Origin of the sequence: Rhodobacter capsulatus, from assembly GCF_052363175.1 — a bacterium.
GTDB lineage: Bacteria > Pseudomonadota > Alphaproteobacteria > Rhodobacterales > Rhodobacteraceae > Rhodobacter > Rhodobacter capsulatus_D.
Genome location: NZ_CP198945.1, coordinates 22,610 through 36,591 on the forward strand (window position 1 = coordinate 22,610; position 13,982 = coordinate 36,591).

The 13,982-nt window shown below is 61.6% G+C and carries 16 protein-coding genes and 1 pseudogene; 7 read left to right on the plus strand and 10 right to left on the minus strand.

Annotated elements, in window-relative coordinates; all coding sequences use genetic code 11:
* Positions 1-112: 112 nt before the first annotated feature.
* On the minus strand, positions 113-1,693 hold the full coding sequence (gene qatA / locus ACTTAI_RS00160; RefSeq protein ID WP_444451343.1) for a Qat anti-phage system ATPase QatA: 1,581 nt from the start codon (positions 1,691-1,693) through the stop codon (positions 113-115).
* Positions 1,694-1,707: 14 nt separating this feature from the next.
* Here qatA and ACTTAI_RS00165 point away from each other — a divergent pair.
* A pseudogene (locus ACTTAI_RS00165) lies at positions 1,708-2,844 on the plus strand (IS3 family transposase).
* A gap of 44 nt (positions 2,845-2,888) precedes the next feature.
* On the opposite strand, the gene ACTTAI_RS00170 reads toward ACTTAI_RS00165, so the two are convergent.
* From ACTTAI_RS00170 to ACTTAI_RS00200, 7 genes are all read right to left on the minus strand, one after another.
* Positions 2,889-3,119 (minus strand): hypothetical protein, encoded by a 231-nt coding sequence (locus ACTTAI_RS00170; RefSeq protein WP_444451283.1) that lies wholly within the window; start codon positions 3,117-3,119, stop codon positions 2,889-2,891.
* Positions 3,120-3,132: 13 nt separating this feature from the next.
* Complete coding sequence (locus tag ACTTAI_RS00175) at positions 3,133-6,159, minus strand: TrlF family AAA-like ATPase (RefSeq protein ID WP_444451345.1); 3,027 nt, start codon at positions 6,157-6,159, stop codon at positions 3,133-3,135.
* Between the two features lie 479 nt (positions 6,160-6,638).
* Positions 6,639-7,781 carry a HipA domain-containing protein gene (locus ACTTAI_RS00180; RefSeq protein WP_444451419.1) on the minus strand — a complete coding sequence of 381 codons (1,143 nt, stop codon included), beginning with the start codon at positions 7,779-7,781 and terminating at the stop codon, positions 6,639-6,641.
* Positions 7,721-7,939, minus strand: coding sequence for a HipA N-terminal domain-containing protein (locus tag ACTTAI_RS00185; RefSeq protein WP_444451421.1), 219 nt, complete (start codon positions 7,937-7,939; stop codon positions 7,721-7,723). The genes ACTTAI_RS00180 and ACTTAI_RS00185 overlap by 61 nt, the downstream gene beginning before the upstream one ends.
* Entirely contained in the window at positions 7,936-8,232 is a 297-nt protein-coding gene (locus ACTTAI_RS00190) for a helix-turn-helix domain-containing protein (RefSeq protein ID WP_444451346.1), read from the minus strand. The genes ACTTAI_RS00185 and ACTTAI_RS00190 overlap by 4 nt, the downstream gene beginning before the upstream one ends.
* 174 nt (positions 8,233-8,406) lie before the next feature.
* The gene (locus ACTTAI_RS00195) at positions 8,407-8,652 is read right to left on the minus strand and encodes a hypothetical protein (protein ID WP_444451348.1); all 246 of its coding nucleotides are present in this window, start codon (positions 8,650-8,652) and stop codon (positions 8,407-8,409) included.
* A 120-nt stretch (positions 8,653-8,772) separates the two neighbouring features.
* Positions 8,773-9,129 carry a hypothetical protein gene (locus ACTTAI_RS00200; RefSeq protein WP_444451350.1) on the minus strand — a complete coding sequence of 119 codons (357 nt, stop codon included), beginning with the start codon at positions 9,127-9,129 and terminating at the stop codon, positions 8,773-8,775.
* Here ACTTAI_RS00200 and ACTTAI_RS00205 point away from each other — a divergent pair.
* Positions 9,112-9,351 carry a hypothetical protein gene (locus ACTTAI_RS00205; protein WP_444451352.1) on the plus strand — a complete coding sequence of 80 codons (240 nt, stop codon included), beginning with the start codon at positions 9,112-9,114 and terminating at the stop codon, positions 9,349-9,351. The two genes, ACTTAI_RS00200 and ACTTAI_RS00205, sit on opposite strands and share 18 nt — an antisense overlap.
* Before the next feature lie 266 nt (positions 9,352-9,617).
* Here ACTTAI_RS00205 and ACTTAI_RS00210 read toward each other — a convergent pair whose 3' ends face one another.
* Both ACTTAI_RS00210 and mobC read right to left on the minus strand, forming a co-directional pair.
* Complete coding sequence (locus tag ACTTAI_RS00210) at positions 9,618-10,463, minus strand: relaxase/mobilization nuclease domain-containing protein (protein ID WP_444451354.1); 846 nt, start codon at positions 10,461-10,463, stop codon at positions 9,618-9,620.
* Between the two features lie 106 nt (positions 10,464-10,569).
* Positions 10,570-10,929, minus strand: a complete 360-nt coding sequence (mobC, locus tag ACTTAI_RS00215; protein ID WP_444451356.1) for a plasmid mobilization relaxosome protein MobC — start codon at positions 10,927-10,929, stop codon at positions 10,570-10,572.
* Between the two features lie 715 nt (positions 10,930-11,644).
* On the opposite strand from mobC, the gene ACTTAI_RS00220 reads away from it, so the two are divergent.
* The 5 genes from ACTTAI_RS00220 to ACTTAI_RS00240 all read left to right on the plus strand — a co-directional run bounded on the left by ACTTAI_RS00220 (position 11,645) and on the right by ACTTAI_RS00240 (position 13,918).
* Complete coding sequence (locus ACTTAI_RS00220; RefSeq protein WP_444451358.1) at positions 11,645-12,370, plus strand: nucleotide-binding protein; 726 nt, start codon at positions 11,645-11,647, stop codon at positions 12,368-12,370.
* The gene (locus ACTTAI_RS00225; protein ID WP_444451360.1) at positions 12,370-13,011 is read left to right on the plus strand and encodes a hypothetical protein; all 642 of its coding nucleotides are present in this window, start codon (positions 12,370-12,372) and stop codon (positions 13,009-13,011) included. The genes ACTTAI_RS00220 and ACTTAI_RS00225 overlap by 1 nt, the downstream gene beginning before the upstream one ends.
* A 20-nt stretch (positions 13,012-13,031) precedes the next feature.
* Entirely contained in the window at positions 13,032-13,238 is a 207-nt protein-coding gene (locus ACTTAI_RS00230; protein ID WP_444451362.1) for a hypothetical protein, read from the plus strand.
* Positions 13,235-13,366: a hypothetical protein gene (locus tag ACTTAI_RS00235; protein WP_444451364.1), complete on the plus strand. Its 132-nt coding sequence runs from the start codon at positions 13,235-13,237 to the stop codon at positions 13,364-13,366. Before ACTTAI_RS00230 ends, ACTTAI_RS00235 begins: the two co-directional genes overlap by 4 nt.
* A gap of 258 nt (positions 13,367-13,624) precedes the next feature.
* A complete protein-coding gene (locus tag ACTTAI_RS00240) occupies positions 13,625-13,918 on the plus strand; it encodes a hypothetical protein (protein WP_444451366.1) in 294 nt (97 codons plus the stop codon).
* The last annotated feature ends 64 nt before the right edge of the window (positions 13,919-13,982 follow it).

The window sequence follows — 13,982 nt, forward strand, 5'->3', positions numbered from 1 at the left end:
TCCGACTGCAGCGCCTTAGACCAGCTGGATACAGCCCAAGTTCCGATGCGCCCGGTCGGCAGTGCCTCGAGAAGCTCTACGAGGCGCCCCTGCAATGCGGGGTGAATTTCCACTAGCAGTGCCAACCCATCGACGCCGTCCGGTTTCTTGGAGGGTTTGTCTGAGGCGAGGATGTTGTCACGCAGCGCATTGAATACCGTCTCGGCTCCATCCCCGTCAGCTTGCTTACGTCTTCGGCGCTTTGGGCGACCGCAATGCGACCGGCCATCAACTTTTCGATGATAGCCTCCAGGTGCTGATGGGCGGCAACGGCGGACAATGCGCTGCGTTTGTCCCGGGTAACGAAGACATACGGCCGCAAGTCCTTGCCTGCCAGCTTCGGCTCAGTCTTCGCCCAGCGAACGATCCACTCGCTAGTCAACCATTCACCGACCTCGGATGGAGGCTCGACTGGCTCTTCGTCCGCGGCCGACACGGATTGTGCCGAACCACTGACTTTCGCATGACCCTCAAGCGCCTTGATCGCTTTTGGAGATCCGTTGATATCACCGGCCGCGAGCTTCGCCAGTTCCCCATAAAACGAAGGCGCGAAACGCTCTGCGAGCATGATTTTCGCGAGGGTAGACCGCTCGATGTCGTCAGCGAATCCACGTTCTTCTGCGATCGCCTCGCGCAGCATCATCGTATTGAGGAAGCGCTTGATCTGCCGTGGGTTCCCGTGCGCGCCCTCGCTCAGCACCGCACTGACTTGGGCGCTTATGGCCAGGGCATTATCAATGGGAGCCGGTAACTTGCCGAGCTTCTCTTCAATTGCCGAGCGGTCGAGCCCCTGGATGAGCCACGGCTTCTTCAACTGGTCCCGCGCCGCGGAGATCAGCCGGGCAAATGTCGGATCGTCGCTTCCGAGGGCGTTCTCGGCTAGAAGCAGCGACACGTAGATGCGCGTCTCCGCCGCACCCAGTGCGGGAATGCGGAACGGGACCTGGATCAACTTCTCGAGGTAGTTTCTGGAGTAGGTCACCGGACCCGAGGATGGCGGGAGGTCCGGGAAGTGGTCCCTCACGGCATACTCGATCATCGCCTCGTCGGCACCGATGATGAAGGCGGTGCGCTCGACGAACAGGAAGAGCCTGATCGCCTCCAGGGTGGAGATGGCGGTGCTCGGCAGGCAGCGATCCAGGTCATCCACCATGACGACCAGCCGTTTGATTTTAGCTGCATCGAGCAATGCTGCGAATTCTTCCCTGAAGGCATGCATATGTGCGGGGGCCCCGTCCGCCTCTTCGGGAGCATCCTTTACAAATTCGCTGGCTGTGCTCGCCCAGTCAACGAGCTTCTCGATCGAGATAGCCTCGCCGGGATTGTCCACAAGGCCCTTGATCAGGCCTACCGCATCCGAGACAAGGTCCGGCGTCGGGACCCCGGAGAAGGCGGTCAATGCAAGCCCGCCCGTTTTGCGGGCGAGCTTCAGCCAGTCGATGCGTTTTCGCAGCTTAGTGGCCGCTTCCTTGACGCCTGCCATCTTCGGCCGCGCCCGGGTGAGTTCTTCCACAACGGTTTCAATGACCACCGTTTTCGCGTCGTCAAAGCCCTCGAAAGCCCAGCCATTGAACCAGACGCAGAGAGGTGGTTCCAATAATCTGAACAGCCGGGATAAGTGGATTTTCCGCGCAACAGCGGCATGATGCTGCAAGCGAGGAGAAGACCATGGCAAAACGACCACGCCGGAACCACAGCCCGGCATTCAAGGCGAAAGTGGCGGTGGCGGCGATCAAGGGCGAGAAGACCATGATCGAGCTGGCGCAGGATTTCGACGTTCACCCGAACCAAATCAAGCAGTGGCGAGATCAGTTGCTTGAGGGCGCGACAGGGGTGTTCGGGGAAGCCCCGAAGGCTGAGACTGAACCGACCATCGATGTGAAGACCTTGCATGCGAAGATCGGAGAGCTGACGCTGGAGAACGATTTTTTGTCCGGCGCGCTCGGCAAGGCGGGTCTGCTGCCGAGCGCAAGAAGATGATCGATCCCACCGCGAAGCTGCGCGTCAGCCGCCAGGCCATCGTCTTGGGGATCAGCCGGGGCAGCGTCTACTATAAGCCCCGCCCGGTGTCAGACGCAGATCTGAAGCTGATGCACCGGATCGACAAATTGCACATGGAGTTCCCGTTCGCGGGCAGCCGGATGCTGCAGGGTCTGCTGGTCCAGGAAAGGTTCAAGGTCGGTCGATTGCACGTTGCAACGCTGATGAAACGCATGGGGATCGAAGCGCTTTATCGCAAGCCAAACACCTCGAAACCGGCACCAGGGCACAAGATTTACCCCTATCTGCTGAGAAAGCTGCCGATCACCCGGCCCAATCAGGTCTGGGCGATGGACATCACCTACATCCCCATGGCGCGCGGGTTCATCTATCTGGCGGCCGTGCTGGACTGGTTCACCCGGCGCGTCCTGGCATGGCGGGTGTCGATCACGCTCGAGGCTGATTTTTGCATAGAAGCTGTGGAGGAAGCGCTGGCACGTTACGGCACGCCCGAGATATTCAACACCGATCAGGGCAGCCAGTTCACCTCGACCGAGTTCATCAAGGTGCTGGCCGCCCGCGAGATCAAGATCAGCATGGATGGCAAGGGCGCGTGGCGCGACAATGTCTTCGTCGAGCGCCTGTGGCGGACCATCAAATACGAGGAAGTCTACCTGCGGGCCTATACCAGCGTGTCCGAAGCCCGGGCCGGGATCGGTCGATACCTGAGCTTCTACAACACGCGCCGCCCGCATTCATCGCTTGACGGAAAACCCCGATCAGGCCTACTTCAACCAGCCGATGCCCGCAGCGGCGGCGGCGTAACCAAGGCGGAAAACCACTTAGAAAACGCCCGGAACCTGTTCAGTTCAACCGAGCCATCTCTTTTCGGCACTGACACGCTGTTCGACAAGGCGGGAAAGAATTGCTGCCAGCGCGTCGGCGTCAATATCCGTGTCGAGAGTGGGCTTCGTGTCGAGCGGATCGTTGAATGTGCTCGGGTCAGCAAAGAATACCTGATCCGCGACCAGCGCATCGAGTGTGCGGTTGCTGAAAGTACGGTATTTGTAGAGCCTCTCCGGAATTTTCCTCTTTGCCATTTCCGTCACCCTATCACACGAAATACTTGGCGTCGCGATTGTCGAAAGCGGGCCGTGTGCCTTCCAGGACATCGACAAGGAAGCGGTTGATGGCGGGCGACTCGATAGCGCCCATCGTGTAGATGACCGCATTGCCCGCCGCGCGGTCGATATGGGCGTGAATGATCTGCTCCGCATCACAGACCACAGCAATATTAGGGCTGTGCGTCACCATGATGATCTGGCGGCGCTTTTTCACATCCTTGATGACCGGAATCAGCAGCCGATACACTGTCTGACTGTCGAGATTCTCTTCCGGTTGATCGACGATGATCGGCTTGTTGCTTTTGTCGACCAGCAGGTAGAAGACCAGCAAGAGCGTACCGCGTTCGCCGGGCGAGAGGTGGCTGAGGTCCTTGCCGTCTAGCTTCAGCGAATACTCCGGCTCAAGGTAACCGAGACTCCACAGGAAATCGTAGAGCGCCTTCACTTCGACATTCTTGCGTAGCTGGCCGGCGATGCCTGTGGGCGTCTGCTGCGCCGTACGCATGTCGCGTTCGAGATGGGCGATGATCTTCTCGACATAGGCAAGCGCATCGTCTTCGTCGTTGACGTCAAAATCCGCGCGGATCTCTTCGAGCGCCGTGCCCTTTTCCTTGCGGTAGAACGAGCCGGCGACGCCCGTTGAAACGAATTTGTCGAAGAGGTCGCCTTCGAGGTTGCGCTCGATGATGGTGCTCTCGAACGTGAGCTTGAATCCTTCTTTGATGACGACGCTGGAGCCGATCAGCTCCTGCACCGCGGAGAACAGCTCCTTGTACGCGTCGCGGATCGCGGCGACGCATTTGTGGATGCCGCGAGCGATCTCCCGGCGCTGCATGCGCAGCTTCTCTATATCGTCGGGAAGGCCGTTCTTCAGGTAGGACAGCTGCGCTTCATAGCCCTTCAGCGTGTCAGGCTTGTCAGCGGCGCCCTCGATCAGAAGTCCTTTCTCCTGCCAGGCCCGGAGCGCCTCGTTGTACTCCTGAAAGCGCTTGTTTGGCGCATCGAGTTGCCCCTGAAGCCCGGCTATACGTTGCAGGCACGCCGCCTTCTGTGCAGGAAGGCTGCCGGCGCCGACATCATCCAGCGCGGTATCGACGAGCGTCTTTTCGGCAATGAGCTTGTCACGCGCGGTCGTAAGGACCGTCTTGTCGACCGTAAGGGAGACGAGGGTAGAAAGTGACAATCCGAGCTTTTCGAGGTCGGGGGCGGTCTCGCGGTTGAGACGGGCATACTCACTTTCGAAATTGTCGATCTTGCCCTCGACCTTCCGGGCGAGAGCGACCTTTTCCGTCAGCGTCTTCTGCCGTTGCGTTTTCTCTGCCGTCTCCGCGTCGATCCGGTTGAGCGTGGTACGCTCGCCGGCGAGTTTTTCCGAAATGACGTCGTAAGCGGCCTTTTGTTCGGGGCTGACTTCGCCCGGCTGCTCGACCTTCGCCGGCTCGATCTCCTTGTGCGCCTTCAGTTCTTGCTGCTTCTGGCGCAGCAGCGCCTCGATCCGAGCGGCGTAGGCGGGCGCCGCCTTTTCTTCGAGGCGCACAAGCTCGCCGTTCACCCGCTCGATCTCGCGCCGCGCGTTGTCGATCTGTCCCTTCAGTTCCTCGGTCTTGTATTCGATCAACTCGTCGAGCGACTGCTGGCCGAGCCGGTCGGCTTCGCTGATATGGGAGAAGATGACCTTGCGCAGCTCGGCCTGGAATTCGCTCTGCTGGCCGGGCTCCGTCTCAGTGCAGACCTTCTCCAGATAGGTTTGCGGAATGTAGCGCACGCGCTCGACGCCGGTGGTGTCGGGCTTCGCGTTCAGCGGCAGCGCTGTTTCTGTGCCGTCGGCCCAGACCGGGCGGACCGTGAACTGCTTGGCGAGCTTCCCGCTACGCTCGCAGAATCGGTCCTTGACGAGGAACGAGAAATGCATCGGATCGCAGTGCGTGTTGCCTGCGAGCGCGAGGATGTCAGCAAGCGCGCTTTTGCCGCTACCCTTGTTACCGATGATAGCGACCATGTCGGAGTTGAGCGGCAGTTCGCTGTCGAACCAAGTTTCCGCCGTGTCGGCGTCGGCGTTTTTTCGAATGTGAAGCCGGTCTATGAACCGCGTGGCGTTGCCGCGCACCTCTTCGAGCTTGGGCGGGATGCGGCCGATATAGACACGGTCCTCCGGCTCGTTGATGATCTGTCGCAGTCCGGCGAAGGTCGGGTCGGCCTTGATCCAGCAATATTTGTCGGTCGGCCGGGAGTCTTGGTCCTTGAGCTTGCCGAGCTCGTCGTTGACGTTGTGGGAGTCGCTGCCCTTAACGCATGGCTTCCGGTTCCCGAACCACTCGCGGTAGGAAGCTTCGCTATATTTGGGGTTCTTCCATAGAAAAAAGTCGGCCTGCGCCTTGTTGGCCGACCCCAGGATGTCCGCGTCGCGGATCAGGTGCTGCTTGAGCATCACATCGGTATTTGGGTCGATGTTGTCGATGCCGCCATATTCGTCATAGGGCAGCCAGACGAGATACCGGCCGCGGAAACTGCCGTCCGTGCGCAGCTTCTTCAGGATTTCGTTGAAATCTACCTGCACGCTGAGCAGGAACTCGCTGCTGGCGTAGCGCCCGCCGATCGAGCTGCCGCCTGCCTGCTGATTCTTGAGGAAAGTCTCGATATCTTCCGGATCGAGCGCCGGGTCGAATATCAGGTGGAAGTTTAGACGCTGGCCACCCTTGCCCTGCTTATTCATCAGCACATTCGTCATGCGGCACTCGACGACCGGCAGCAGAATCTTTCTGCGCAGCTTTTCCAAGGCGTCGCGGTAGGCTGCGTTACCTTCCGTGTCACGAGCCGGATCTGCCAACCGGTTGACTACTTCGCGGTAGCCCGCGACCGAGAAATAGTCATTGATGCCGATCACGTCGCAATCGGCGTTGCCGAGCTGGATGATGAACTGGTTATAGTCGCCGGTGAACCCGTGCGATGCCGGGCTGTGGACATGCAGGTCCCACTTACGCCACTCCGCACCCCGCGGCCATTTGCTTCCGGTCACGCCGTTTCCCCCGACTGTTGCTTTGGGCGACGCCGTCAAGGCCCTTGAAAGGTGCGCATTGAAGTGTGCGGCGGTCGTATCTCCTGCTTCGCTCAAGTCAGTGATTACCGCAGGGACGTCGTTCTTCCCAGTGGAAACGTGATAGTACCAGCAAAGTACGAAGGAACTTCGGGGCGATATCGGACTGGTGGTGGTCAGCCAACTGAAACTCGCCAAACGTTTCGAAGAGCGGGTTTGGCTGTTCAAAGCATTTCTCGCACTCGGTATCAATGTCCGCCTTGGGCCGGGTACGTCGATCTGGCGGGCCGCGCACCACCATATGCGGCGGCCCGGGGAGCCATGCTGCGCGAGGCATAACCCGTCTCAAAAGGGTGATCTGTGCCATCGCGGCGTGGTGCGTGAGGGGCCGCTTCAACCCGGCTCGCTCGGACAGAGGTCTGAAGATAAAGGTGCTTTACTGAAAGGCCTTGGCGCCGGATCTACAACCGCCCCGCCATGCGTAGCGCGTTCGCCTCGACAGCTTCGGCGGTCTGCACCACATATCCTTCGCTGGCCCCTCGCAGCGCCGCAACCTCGGCGGAAACAGCGACCCTTTTCGCCACAAGCGCATCCACCAGCTGACGGACCCGAGCCTTGACATCGCTCGGCCGATAGCCGTTCGCGCGGGCGAGCGCCTCCCAGTGGCGGCCTGCAATCATGTTCGGGGTGCGCCTCTTGTCAGCAATGTTCTGTGCATAGCTTTGCACGACATGCGGCCAAGGGAGTACGGTCGAGACGTCATAGAGCGGCGCGAGGCTCGGAGCAGACCCCACGGGCAGGAGCAGCGAATAATTCTTCGCATGCGCATCGGTGTTGGCCACGAGGATGTTGAAAATGACCTGATCGAGCAATGCGAGGGCGTCTTTTGCGCTGCAATGGCGCGCCGTCGCGAGCAGCGTCTTGAGATCAAGGCCCGGCCGCGTGCCGCGCTCGTATTTGCGCGCCGGCGGCAGGCCATTGGCCTGAGCGAAGTCCTCCTGATGCAGGCGGTTGATCTGACCGCCGCGGCCCAGCCTTCGATCGTAGCGCAACACGGCGATCGCGGCGCGCTTCGAGGCTTGCAGGATCGTCGCCTGCGCCGCCTCGATGCCGATCGCCTGAGCCATCCGCAGACACCAGACCTCGTTCTCGGTGATGCCGGGCAGGTGGGGGTTGTCCGGCTTCACGATCAAGGTTGAGGGCGCCCCGTTGCGCGGCACCGCCAGCCTGTCCCCTTTCTGCGGCAAGCGCAGCACCGGGGCGCCATCCGGCCCCAGAACACTCAGCGCCGATTTTTTCTGCCCGCCCGCCAAGGACTGCCGCACGCCGTCTTCCCCGACCAGAAACGGCCTGCGCCCGAGATCTTCGAAATGGCGTTCCAACGCTTCTTCCGGATCATCGGTCCGGTAGAGTTGCGTCAGGGGCATGTAAGACCACCGGCTGCGGTCCGTCGGCACCCCGAACGAGCAGGCCCCCGCCGTATCGCCGCCAATCTCTTGCAGCAGTGCCAGAACATCCGCCTGATCGAGACCAAGGGCGCGTGTCAGGCCCGCCAGTTGCTCCTCTTCGGGCAGCAGATTGGCAAGCCAGGCGCTTCCGAACAGTAGGGCTCGGCGCGCAGCGGCATCGTTACCGAGAGCGGGAAGGCGCCCGCCGTCTGCAGCCAGCGCGCGGCATAGTGCAGAGTGAGAGACCCGTCGGCGGCCACCTCGATCTGCCCGACCTCGAGCGCGTCGAACCAGATCGGAACCCTCACGCTCACCGATAATCCCCCAGGTCATAGCCCTGGCCATTCGACCCACCGGCTTCACCGGGCCTTGATGTGCGATCCTCCAGAAGATCGGCAAGAGGCACGCGCAGGGCGCGGGCAATCCTTGCAAGGGTCGTCACCCGGGCATCGCGCTTGGCGGTTTCGATCAGCGACAGCGCTGGCGCGCTGATGCCAGTCAGACGCGCCAGCTGCTCGAGGTTGAGCCCCTGCGCCACCCGCGCGGCACGCAGGCGCCTCCCGATAAGCCCGAGAAGGGCGTCCAGCTCATCTGTGTGATCAGGCATCCGGGCCACCTTACCGATTTCGATAAAAATAGCACTCCAGGGCGCATTCCTCAAGCCATCTTATCTTTTTCGATAAAATGAGGCAGGAGGCGATCCGAAAGCAGAAATCTTACCTTTTTCGGTAAGACGCTCGCAAGAACGACACCCGCAAGCCCCTACGGGGAGCAGCCTCCGCTATCTCCTGTTCAACCGCTCCAGAGCCTTTTCGACCGTGGGCCCCAGAACCAGCAGCGCAATGATGGTGATCATGGGCGAGAAGAACAGCGTCAGAAGGAGCCATCCGACCACCGACCTGCCACGCTCCACCGCCATCGTTGCCGGAACCCAGATCGAGATCCAGAACAGGAAGATGACCATACCGAATAGCAAAACTGCCGTCGCATCCATTTGGATCTCCATCCCCCGGACAACAATCCTCATCGGGACCATGCCTCCTGAGGCGAACGCCCCCCCCGAGGGGTCACAAGAACATCAGAGCTGCAACAGAGGCGGCATCGACCGGTCAGGGCATTCGTTTGCAAAGTAGGCAACAGGGCGCTTCTATTCCAGTTCCCGATCTTCGTTGCGGTGTCGCACCTCCGCCCGCTCTGCCTCCCGCAAGGTCACGCCCATGCCGGGATGGGCCCGCGCCGCACTCACGACCGCCAGCGCCACCGCTTGCCTCTCCCGCCTTTCCGGAAAGTCCTGCATCAGCGCGTCGGTCCGCCCCGCCGCCAGATCCGTCGCAATACCTTTCCCATATCTCTGGCGCAGATCCGCCGCGAAGCGTTCCGCCTCCTCGTCCGACCCGAAACACACCGTGCCGGTCGCCGCAATTGTCCGGGCCATCGCGCGCATCGCGCCGACGAGCCGCGCGGACTGCGCATCGGCTTCGCGCCGGTGACCGGCGTCGATCAATGCTTCGGCCTGTTCATGGAACTGCCGGAGCGTGAAGCCGGCCAGCCCCCTCTGCTTCCGGTCCTTGAGATCGAGGTTCCGATGCGCCGCGACAGCGCGCAGATCGTCCCGAACCCAAAGCCGTTCCTCGAAGGCATTCGCGGGGCCGCGGTCGATACGCTCTCTCAACTGCCGGGGTTCGAGACCAATCTGAACTCCGAGCGCCGATATCTTTTTCGCTGATGTCCAAAGCCGGATCACGTTTGTCCGGCAGGCACTGCTGTGCCGCGTCCTCGTGCCGCAAAAGCATCGGTCGGCCGTAGATCTTCGACCGCGCCGGCATCTCCAGCAACTCCGCCCCGCGTCGGTCTCCGAGCGCATGCAGCACATCGCGGGCATGGCCGCACAATTCCTTGCGCAGCACCAGCTGCTCCTGTTCCGGCCGTGCCCCGATCCGTTCCAGCGCCTGCCCCATCCAACCTTCGAAATGCCGCTCGAGATCGAAACGGCTATCGCGGTGCTCGGCGGCAGGGGAAAGCACTCACGATACCGCCACGGACCAAGGCCGCCTCGGCGGCACCGATCCGCGTGGCGATCTCGTCGAGCCCGGTCAAGGCCGCCAGATGTGCAAGCCCGCGCAGGGTTTCGGCGGAGCGGGTCATGCTCGACAGGGCCTCATCCAGCGCCCGACCCTCGCGCATCCTCTCCTCGGGCGCACGGCCCTGCGCCTTCGCCCGCTCGATCTCGGACCGGCTCGGACCGTAGCTCAGAATCCCCCGCTCGGCCCGCGAGGTGGCATCGAGAAACACCCCCTCTTCCGCCGCGATCTCGACCATCCGGGTTTTCATCATGTCGAGATTGAACGCATGCTCGCGGGCCATGTAGAACCACTGCCCATCGATCAGGCCGCGGTTGTTCACCACAACATGCACATGCGGATGCGCGCGGTCGGTGTGCAGCGCCGCGACATAGGCCCATTCCTCCGCCTGATGCGCCCCGGACTGAAACATCTCGAAGGCCCAGGTCTCGGCGATCAGCTTCGCCTTGCCGGGCGCGACATGCGAGGGAAAGCTGAGCAGAAGATGCGTGGTGTGCCCGTTCTTCGGCGCCCCGTGCCAGTCATCGCCCCAGGTCTCCGCGATCTCGCGGCGCTCGTCGGCGGCAAGGCCGCGCGCGTTCGGATCATGGGAGACGGCATTGCCAAAGATCGCCTCGGATTTCGAGAACAGGTAATCGAACTGCGCCCGCAGATCCTTCGCACTATGCGTCCCGCCCCGATTGATCTTCTTGATCACCGCCGCGTTCGATCCAAGCGCAAAGCGCCAAAGCTGCGCCGCCCGGGGCGAAAAGCGCACAAACCCTGCCCCACTCGTTCCCCGCGCACGCCCCCGCTGCGGTCGCAACACATCAAGATCGCCAAGCAGGGCGTCAACGACACCTCGGCCGGGCCGCGTCGCAAGCTTAGCCAATTTGGTGCCCCTGATGCTCTGCCACAAACTTCCGGTAGAGCGTTACGCCCCGCCGACGCCGCTCGCTGATCACCTGCGACAGGGTCGAGCGCAGCAGCGGCAACCTCTGACGCAATTCGTCGATCGCGGCCCACTGCTCCTTGACCATCGACACCCTGCCCCGGTTCGCCGCCAGCGCAATCTGGTTCACATTGACCCCGATCTTGTGCAACTCGCGCTGGATGCCATCGAGCCGCGCCGCATCTTCCGGGCCGAACTCCAGAAACCCCGCGCTCATACGGATGATCGCACGGATCCCGTCCGATCGGGATTTCACGCCAAGCTGGTCGCAGAGCGCATCGAAAGCGACCACCTCTTCCGCCGGCAACCGGCACGAGACCACCTGCCCGCAACCCTCCTTCCGGGGCCGTCCCCGACCCGGGCGGGCGCCCCCTTCCCTACCGGGCTCCGCCACCGTCCGCTCCGGCGCAATTCGCGGGCCAGAGGGAGCTTCAGGCGCATTATCTCGAAGGGCTTTTTTCTTCACCGTCACACTCATTATTTTTTGTAGACATCACGCATTTCCTGCCACCACCCTTACTCTTATCTTTCTCCCTTTTGCAATCGCAACCATGAGGCGATTCAGCACACTTGCGAAAGACGTTGACGCAAGGTAAGCCGCCGATCACCGAACGCTTTTCGCGGCTCCCTCATCACGACAAGCTGTTCGCGCAAACGTCCCTCCCTCCACCGGGAGAGGCAATCAATGTGATAAAAATCTACGCCGTAACATGTTGTTATGGCGCAATTGTGCCCCGCCACTCCTAGACCGGGGCCCGTGAAAGGACGAGTGAGATGCGTAGTCAGGCATCAGCGACGTGCGCTCTGCAGCGCGCAAAACGTCAACCGCAAGATGATATCAGATAAAAGCGAGACGCGATAAGTCAAACGGCTTTCGCTTTCCGCTTTATGTTCTGCGCAATTCGCATTGCGCGGGATGAATTTCGATATTCACGCGGTGAATAATTCAAACGGTGTTCCGCGATCAGATAAATGCCTTCGGCACGCCGCAAGATGAGGGAAGTTTCATGAGTAACGGGATACGCGTCGTTCTGGTGATGAACCGAAAAGGCGGGTCGGGCAAAAGCACGCTCTGCCGCGCGCTGGCCTCGGCCGCTGCCGCGAGGGGGGAAACAGTGACGATCTTCGACACCGACACCTCGCGTTCCTGCCTGCACTGGATGGCCGCCGGACGCACCGCGGGAAACTGGTCGCCCCTCGTCGAGGTCGTGCATTCGCTCGATGCTTTCGAGATCACTGAGGCCATCGCCCAGATCTATGAACAACCCGACCAGGAGCATCTGGTGTTGATCGACACGTTCGGCGGCGGGGCGGACGCGCAGGACATGCTTGCAATCGCCGCGCATCGCATCGTCTCGCCCATGATGCTGTCGCGCGGCGATCTGAGCGAAACCCGAGAAACGGCCAGCTGGTACATGAACCTGCGCGGCCGGGTCGATCGCCCCGAGGAATTGCCGGGGTTTTCCGTGATCCTGAACCGGGTGCCCCTGCGTGTCTCGGAAGCGGAACGGGCCGTGGCGCAGGAACTGTTCGCCGCCCTGCCCGCCTGCGAGGCGTTCCTGTCGAACCGCACCGCTTATGTCCGCATGGATCGCGAAGGACTGCTGGGCAAGATCGCGGAGCATACCCCAAACCGCGGCCTTGCCACCCATGTGCTCAATGCCGTGAAGGAGGCAGCCGAGCTGCTCGACGAGATCGACCGGATGATCGCCGTTCCGATGGAGGTCGCGTGATGGCCCCGCGCAAGGATATGATGCGGGTCATTCGCCGCGATGCAGGGTTTTCCGCGACGCTCGGATTTGGCGAGAGCGAGAGCAATCCGAAGGGAGGCCGCTCGCCGATGGCAAACGCCCGCGAACCGGAGACCTCGGCGCTTGCGACCGGGGTGGAAGCCGGGAGGGAGGCAGGTTTCGGCGCGATGGCTTCGGCAGCGATCGAGGAGCGCGCGGCCGCTGCAGGGGTTGCTGCAAACCACGAGGCAGAGACACCCGACACGCCTCAAGGCGCGGGAAAGACGACGGTCGTTTACGTCGCCGTTTCACTCACCGCAGCGCAGGCGCCGCGCGTCGAGGCCTGGGCCAAAGCCGCGCGATGCCCGGTCCCCTTCCTGATCCGGCGTGTCGCGCAGGGGCTGCGGGATGATCTCTGCCGCGACTGGAAAGACACCGGCTGGCCGGAGGTCTGCGAACGACGGGGCGCCAGAGGACGGCATCCAACCAGCGTGACGTTGACCCTGCCCGAAACCTTCGTTGCCGAACTCAGCGCGCGGCACGACCCGCTCGGCATCATCGGCCTCGGCCGCGCCATGGGGCCGGCGTTTCGGGCACGGTTCGAAGCGGCTTTCGACGCCGCACTTGCCGAATCCGGCTTCTGAAATCCATCGAGGGACCAGTCATGAGTGATGAGAAAAAGTCTGCACCACCGTCGTTGCCGCATCAGGCGATCGACATCGGCCTGCCCGTCGAATGGATGCTCGATCCGCATGATCAGAAGGTCGTGCTCGGAGTCGTCTACGAATTCTCGCAATCGAAGGAGCGCAAGATTGTCTGGTACACCGCCAACAAGCGCCGAGCGAAGAGTTTCAAGGTGGTGCGGGAATGAGCGCCGACAACTTCGGTTGCAGCCAAGAGGAGGTGAACTGGGGCCATGTTGGCACGCTGAGCCACGATGGCACCCGCTTCCGCGAATTCACCGACATGGCGCGCCGCGAGGGAGAGCAGGCCGTCTGAACATCCCTGGCGCCTGACGGACGGGCCAAAGCACGTCTCCATTGCCACCGTGCTTTTGGCAGCATGGGAGCCCACGAGGTGTTGATCGCTCGGAAAATCCAACTTCGACAATAGCCCAGCAACTGCATCCACATCGTTCTCCAACTCGCTGATGACCATGTTGGTATCCCGCGTGAATGGCGGCACCACCCACCCCTTGATCGGCATGTCCATGCCAAATACCGTCGTGGGGAGACCTTTTGCTTAACTGGGGGCGCGATGACGGAAAGAAAGTGGACCGTTTTCGTCGATGACAACTTCCACTTCATGGATGAAGACGAGCGGTATTGTCTGGGGACCTTCGACAGCTTTGATGCGGCCGTAGCCGCATGCAGGAAGATCGTGGATGACTTCCTGAGGAACAACCCCGCCAAAACGGCCGACGAACTCTACGATCAGTTCACCTCATTCGGCGAAGATCCATGGATCAAGGGTCCCAGCCCCGCGACTGATGGCCTGCCATTTTCAGCACGGGAGTACGCCAAGCAGCGCTGCAATGACCTCCGGCCATAAGTTTCCGCGCCCGAGGCTGGCGGCTTCTCGTTTCTTTCCATAGGCTTGCGGATGATCTGTGCGA

What these genes read in the sequence shown, in the direction of transcription:
- ACTTAI_RS00170 (WP_444451283.1), bottom strand. Translation starts at nt 3,119, where the DNA reads ATGGCAAAGAGGAAAATTCCGGAGAGGCTCTACAAATACCGTACTTTC.
- ACTTAI_RS00190 (WP_444451346.1), bottom strand. Translation starts at nt 8,232, where the DNA reads ATGCCTGATCACACAGATGAGCTGGACGCCCTTCTCGGGCTTATCGGG.
- ACTTAI_RS00195 (WP_444451348.1), bottom strand. Translation starts at nt 8,652, where the DNA reads ATGAGGATTGTTGTCCGGGGGATGGAGATCCAAATGGATGCGACGGCA.
- ACTTAI_RS00220 (WP_444451358.1), top strand. Translation starts at nt 11,645, where the DNA reads ATGAGTAACGGGATACGCGTCGTTCTGGTGATGAACCGAAAAGGCGGG.
- ACTTAI_RS00225 (WP_444451360.1), top strand. Translation starts at nt 12,370, where the DNA reads ATGGCCCCGCGCAAGGATATGATGCGGGTCATTCGCCGCGATGCAGGG.
- ACTTAI_RS00230 (WP_444451362.1), top strand. Translation starts at nt 13,032, where the DNA reads ATGAGTGATGAGAAAAAGTCTGCACCACCGTCGTTGCCGCATCAGGCG.
- ACTTAI_RS00235 (WP_444451364.1), top strand. Translation starts at nt 13,235, where the DNA reads ATGAGCGCCGACAACTTCGGTTGCAGCCAAGAGGAGGTGAACTGGGGC.
- ACTTAI_RS00240 (WP_444451366.1), top strand. Translation starts at nt 13,625, where the DNA reads ATGACGGAAAGAAAGTGGACCGTTTTCGTCGATGACAACTTCCACTTC.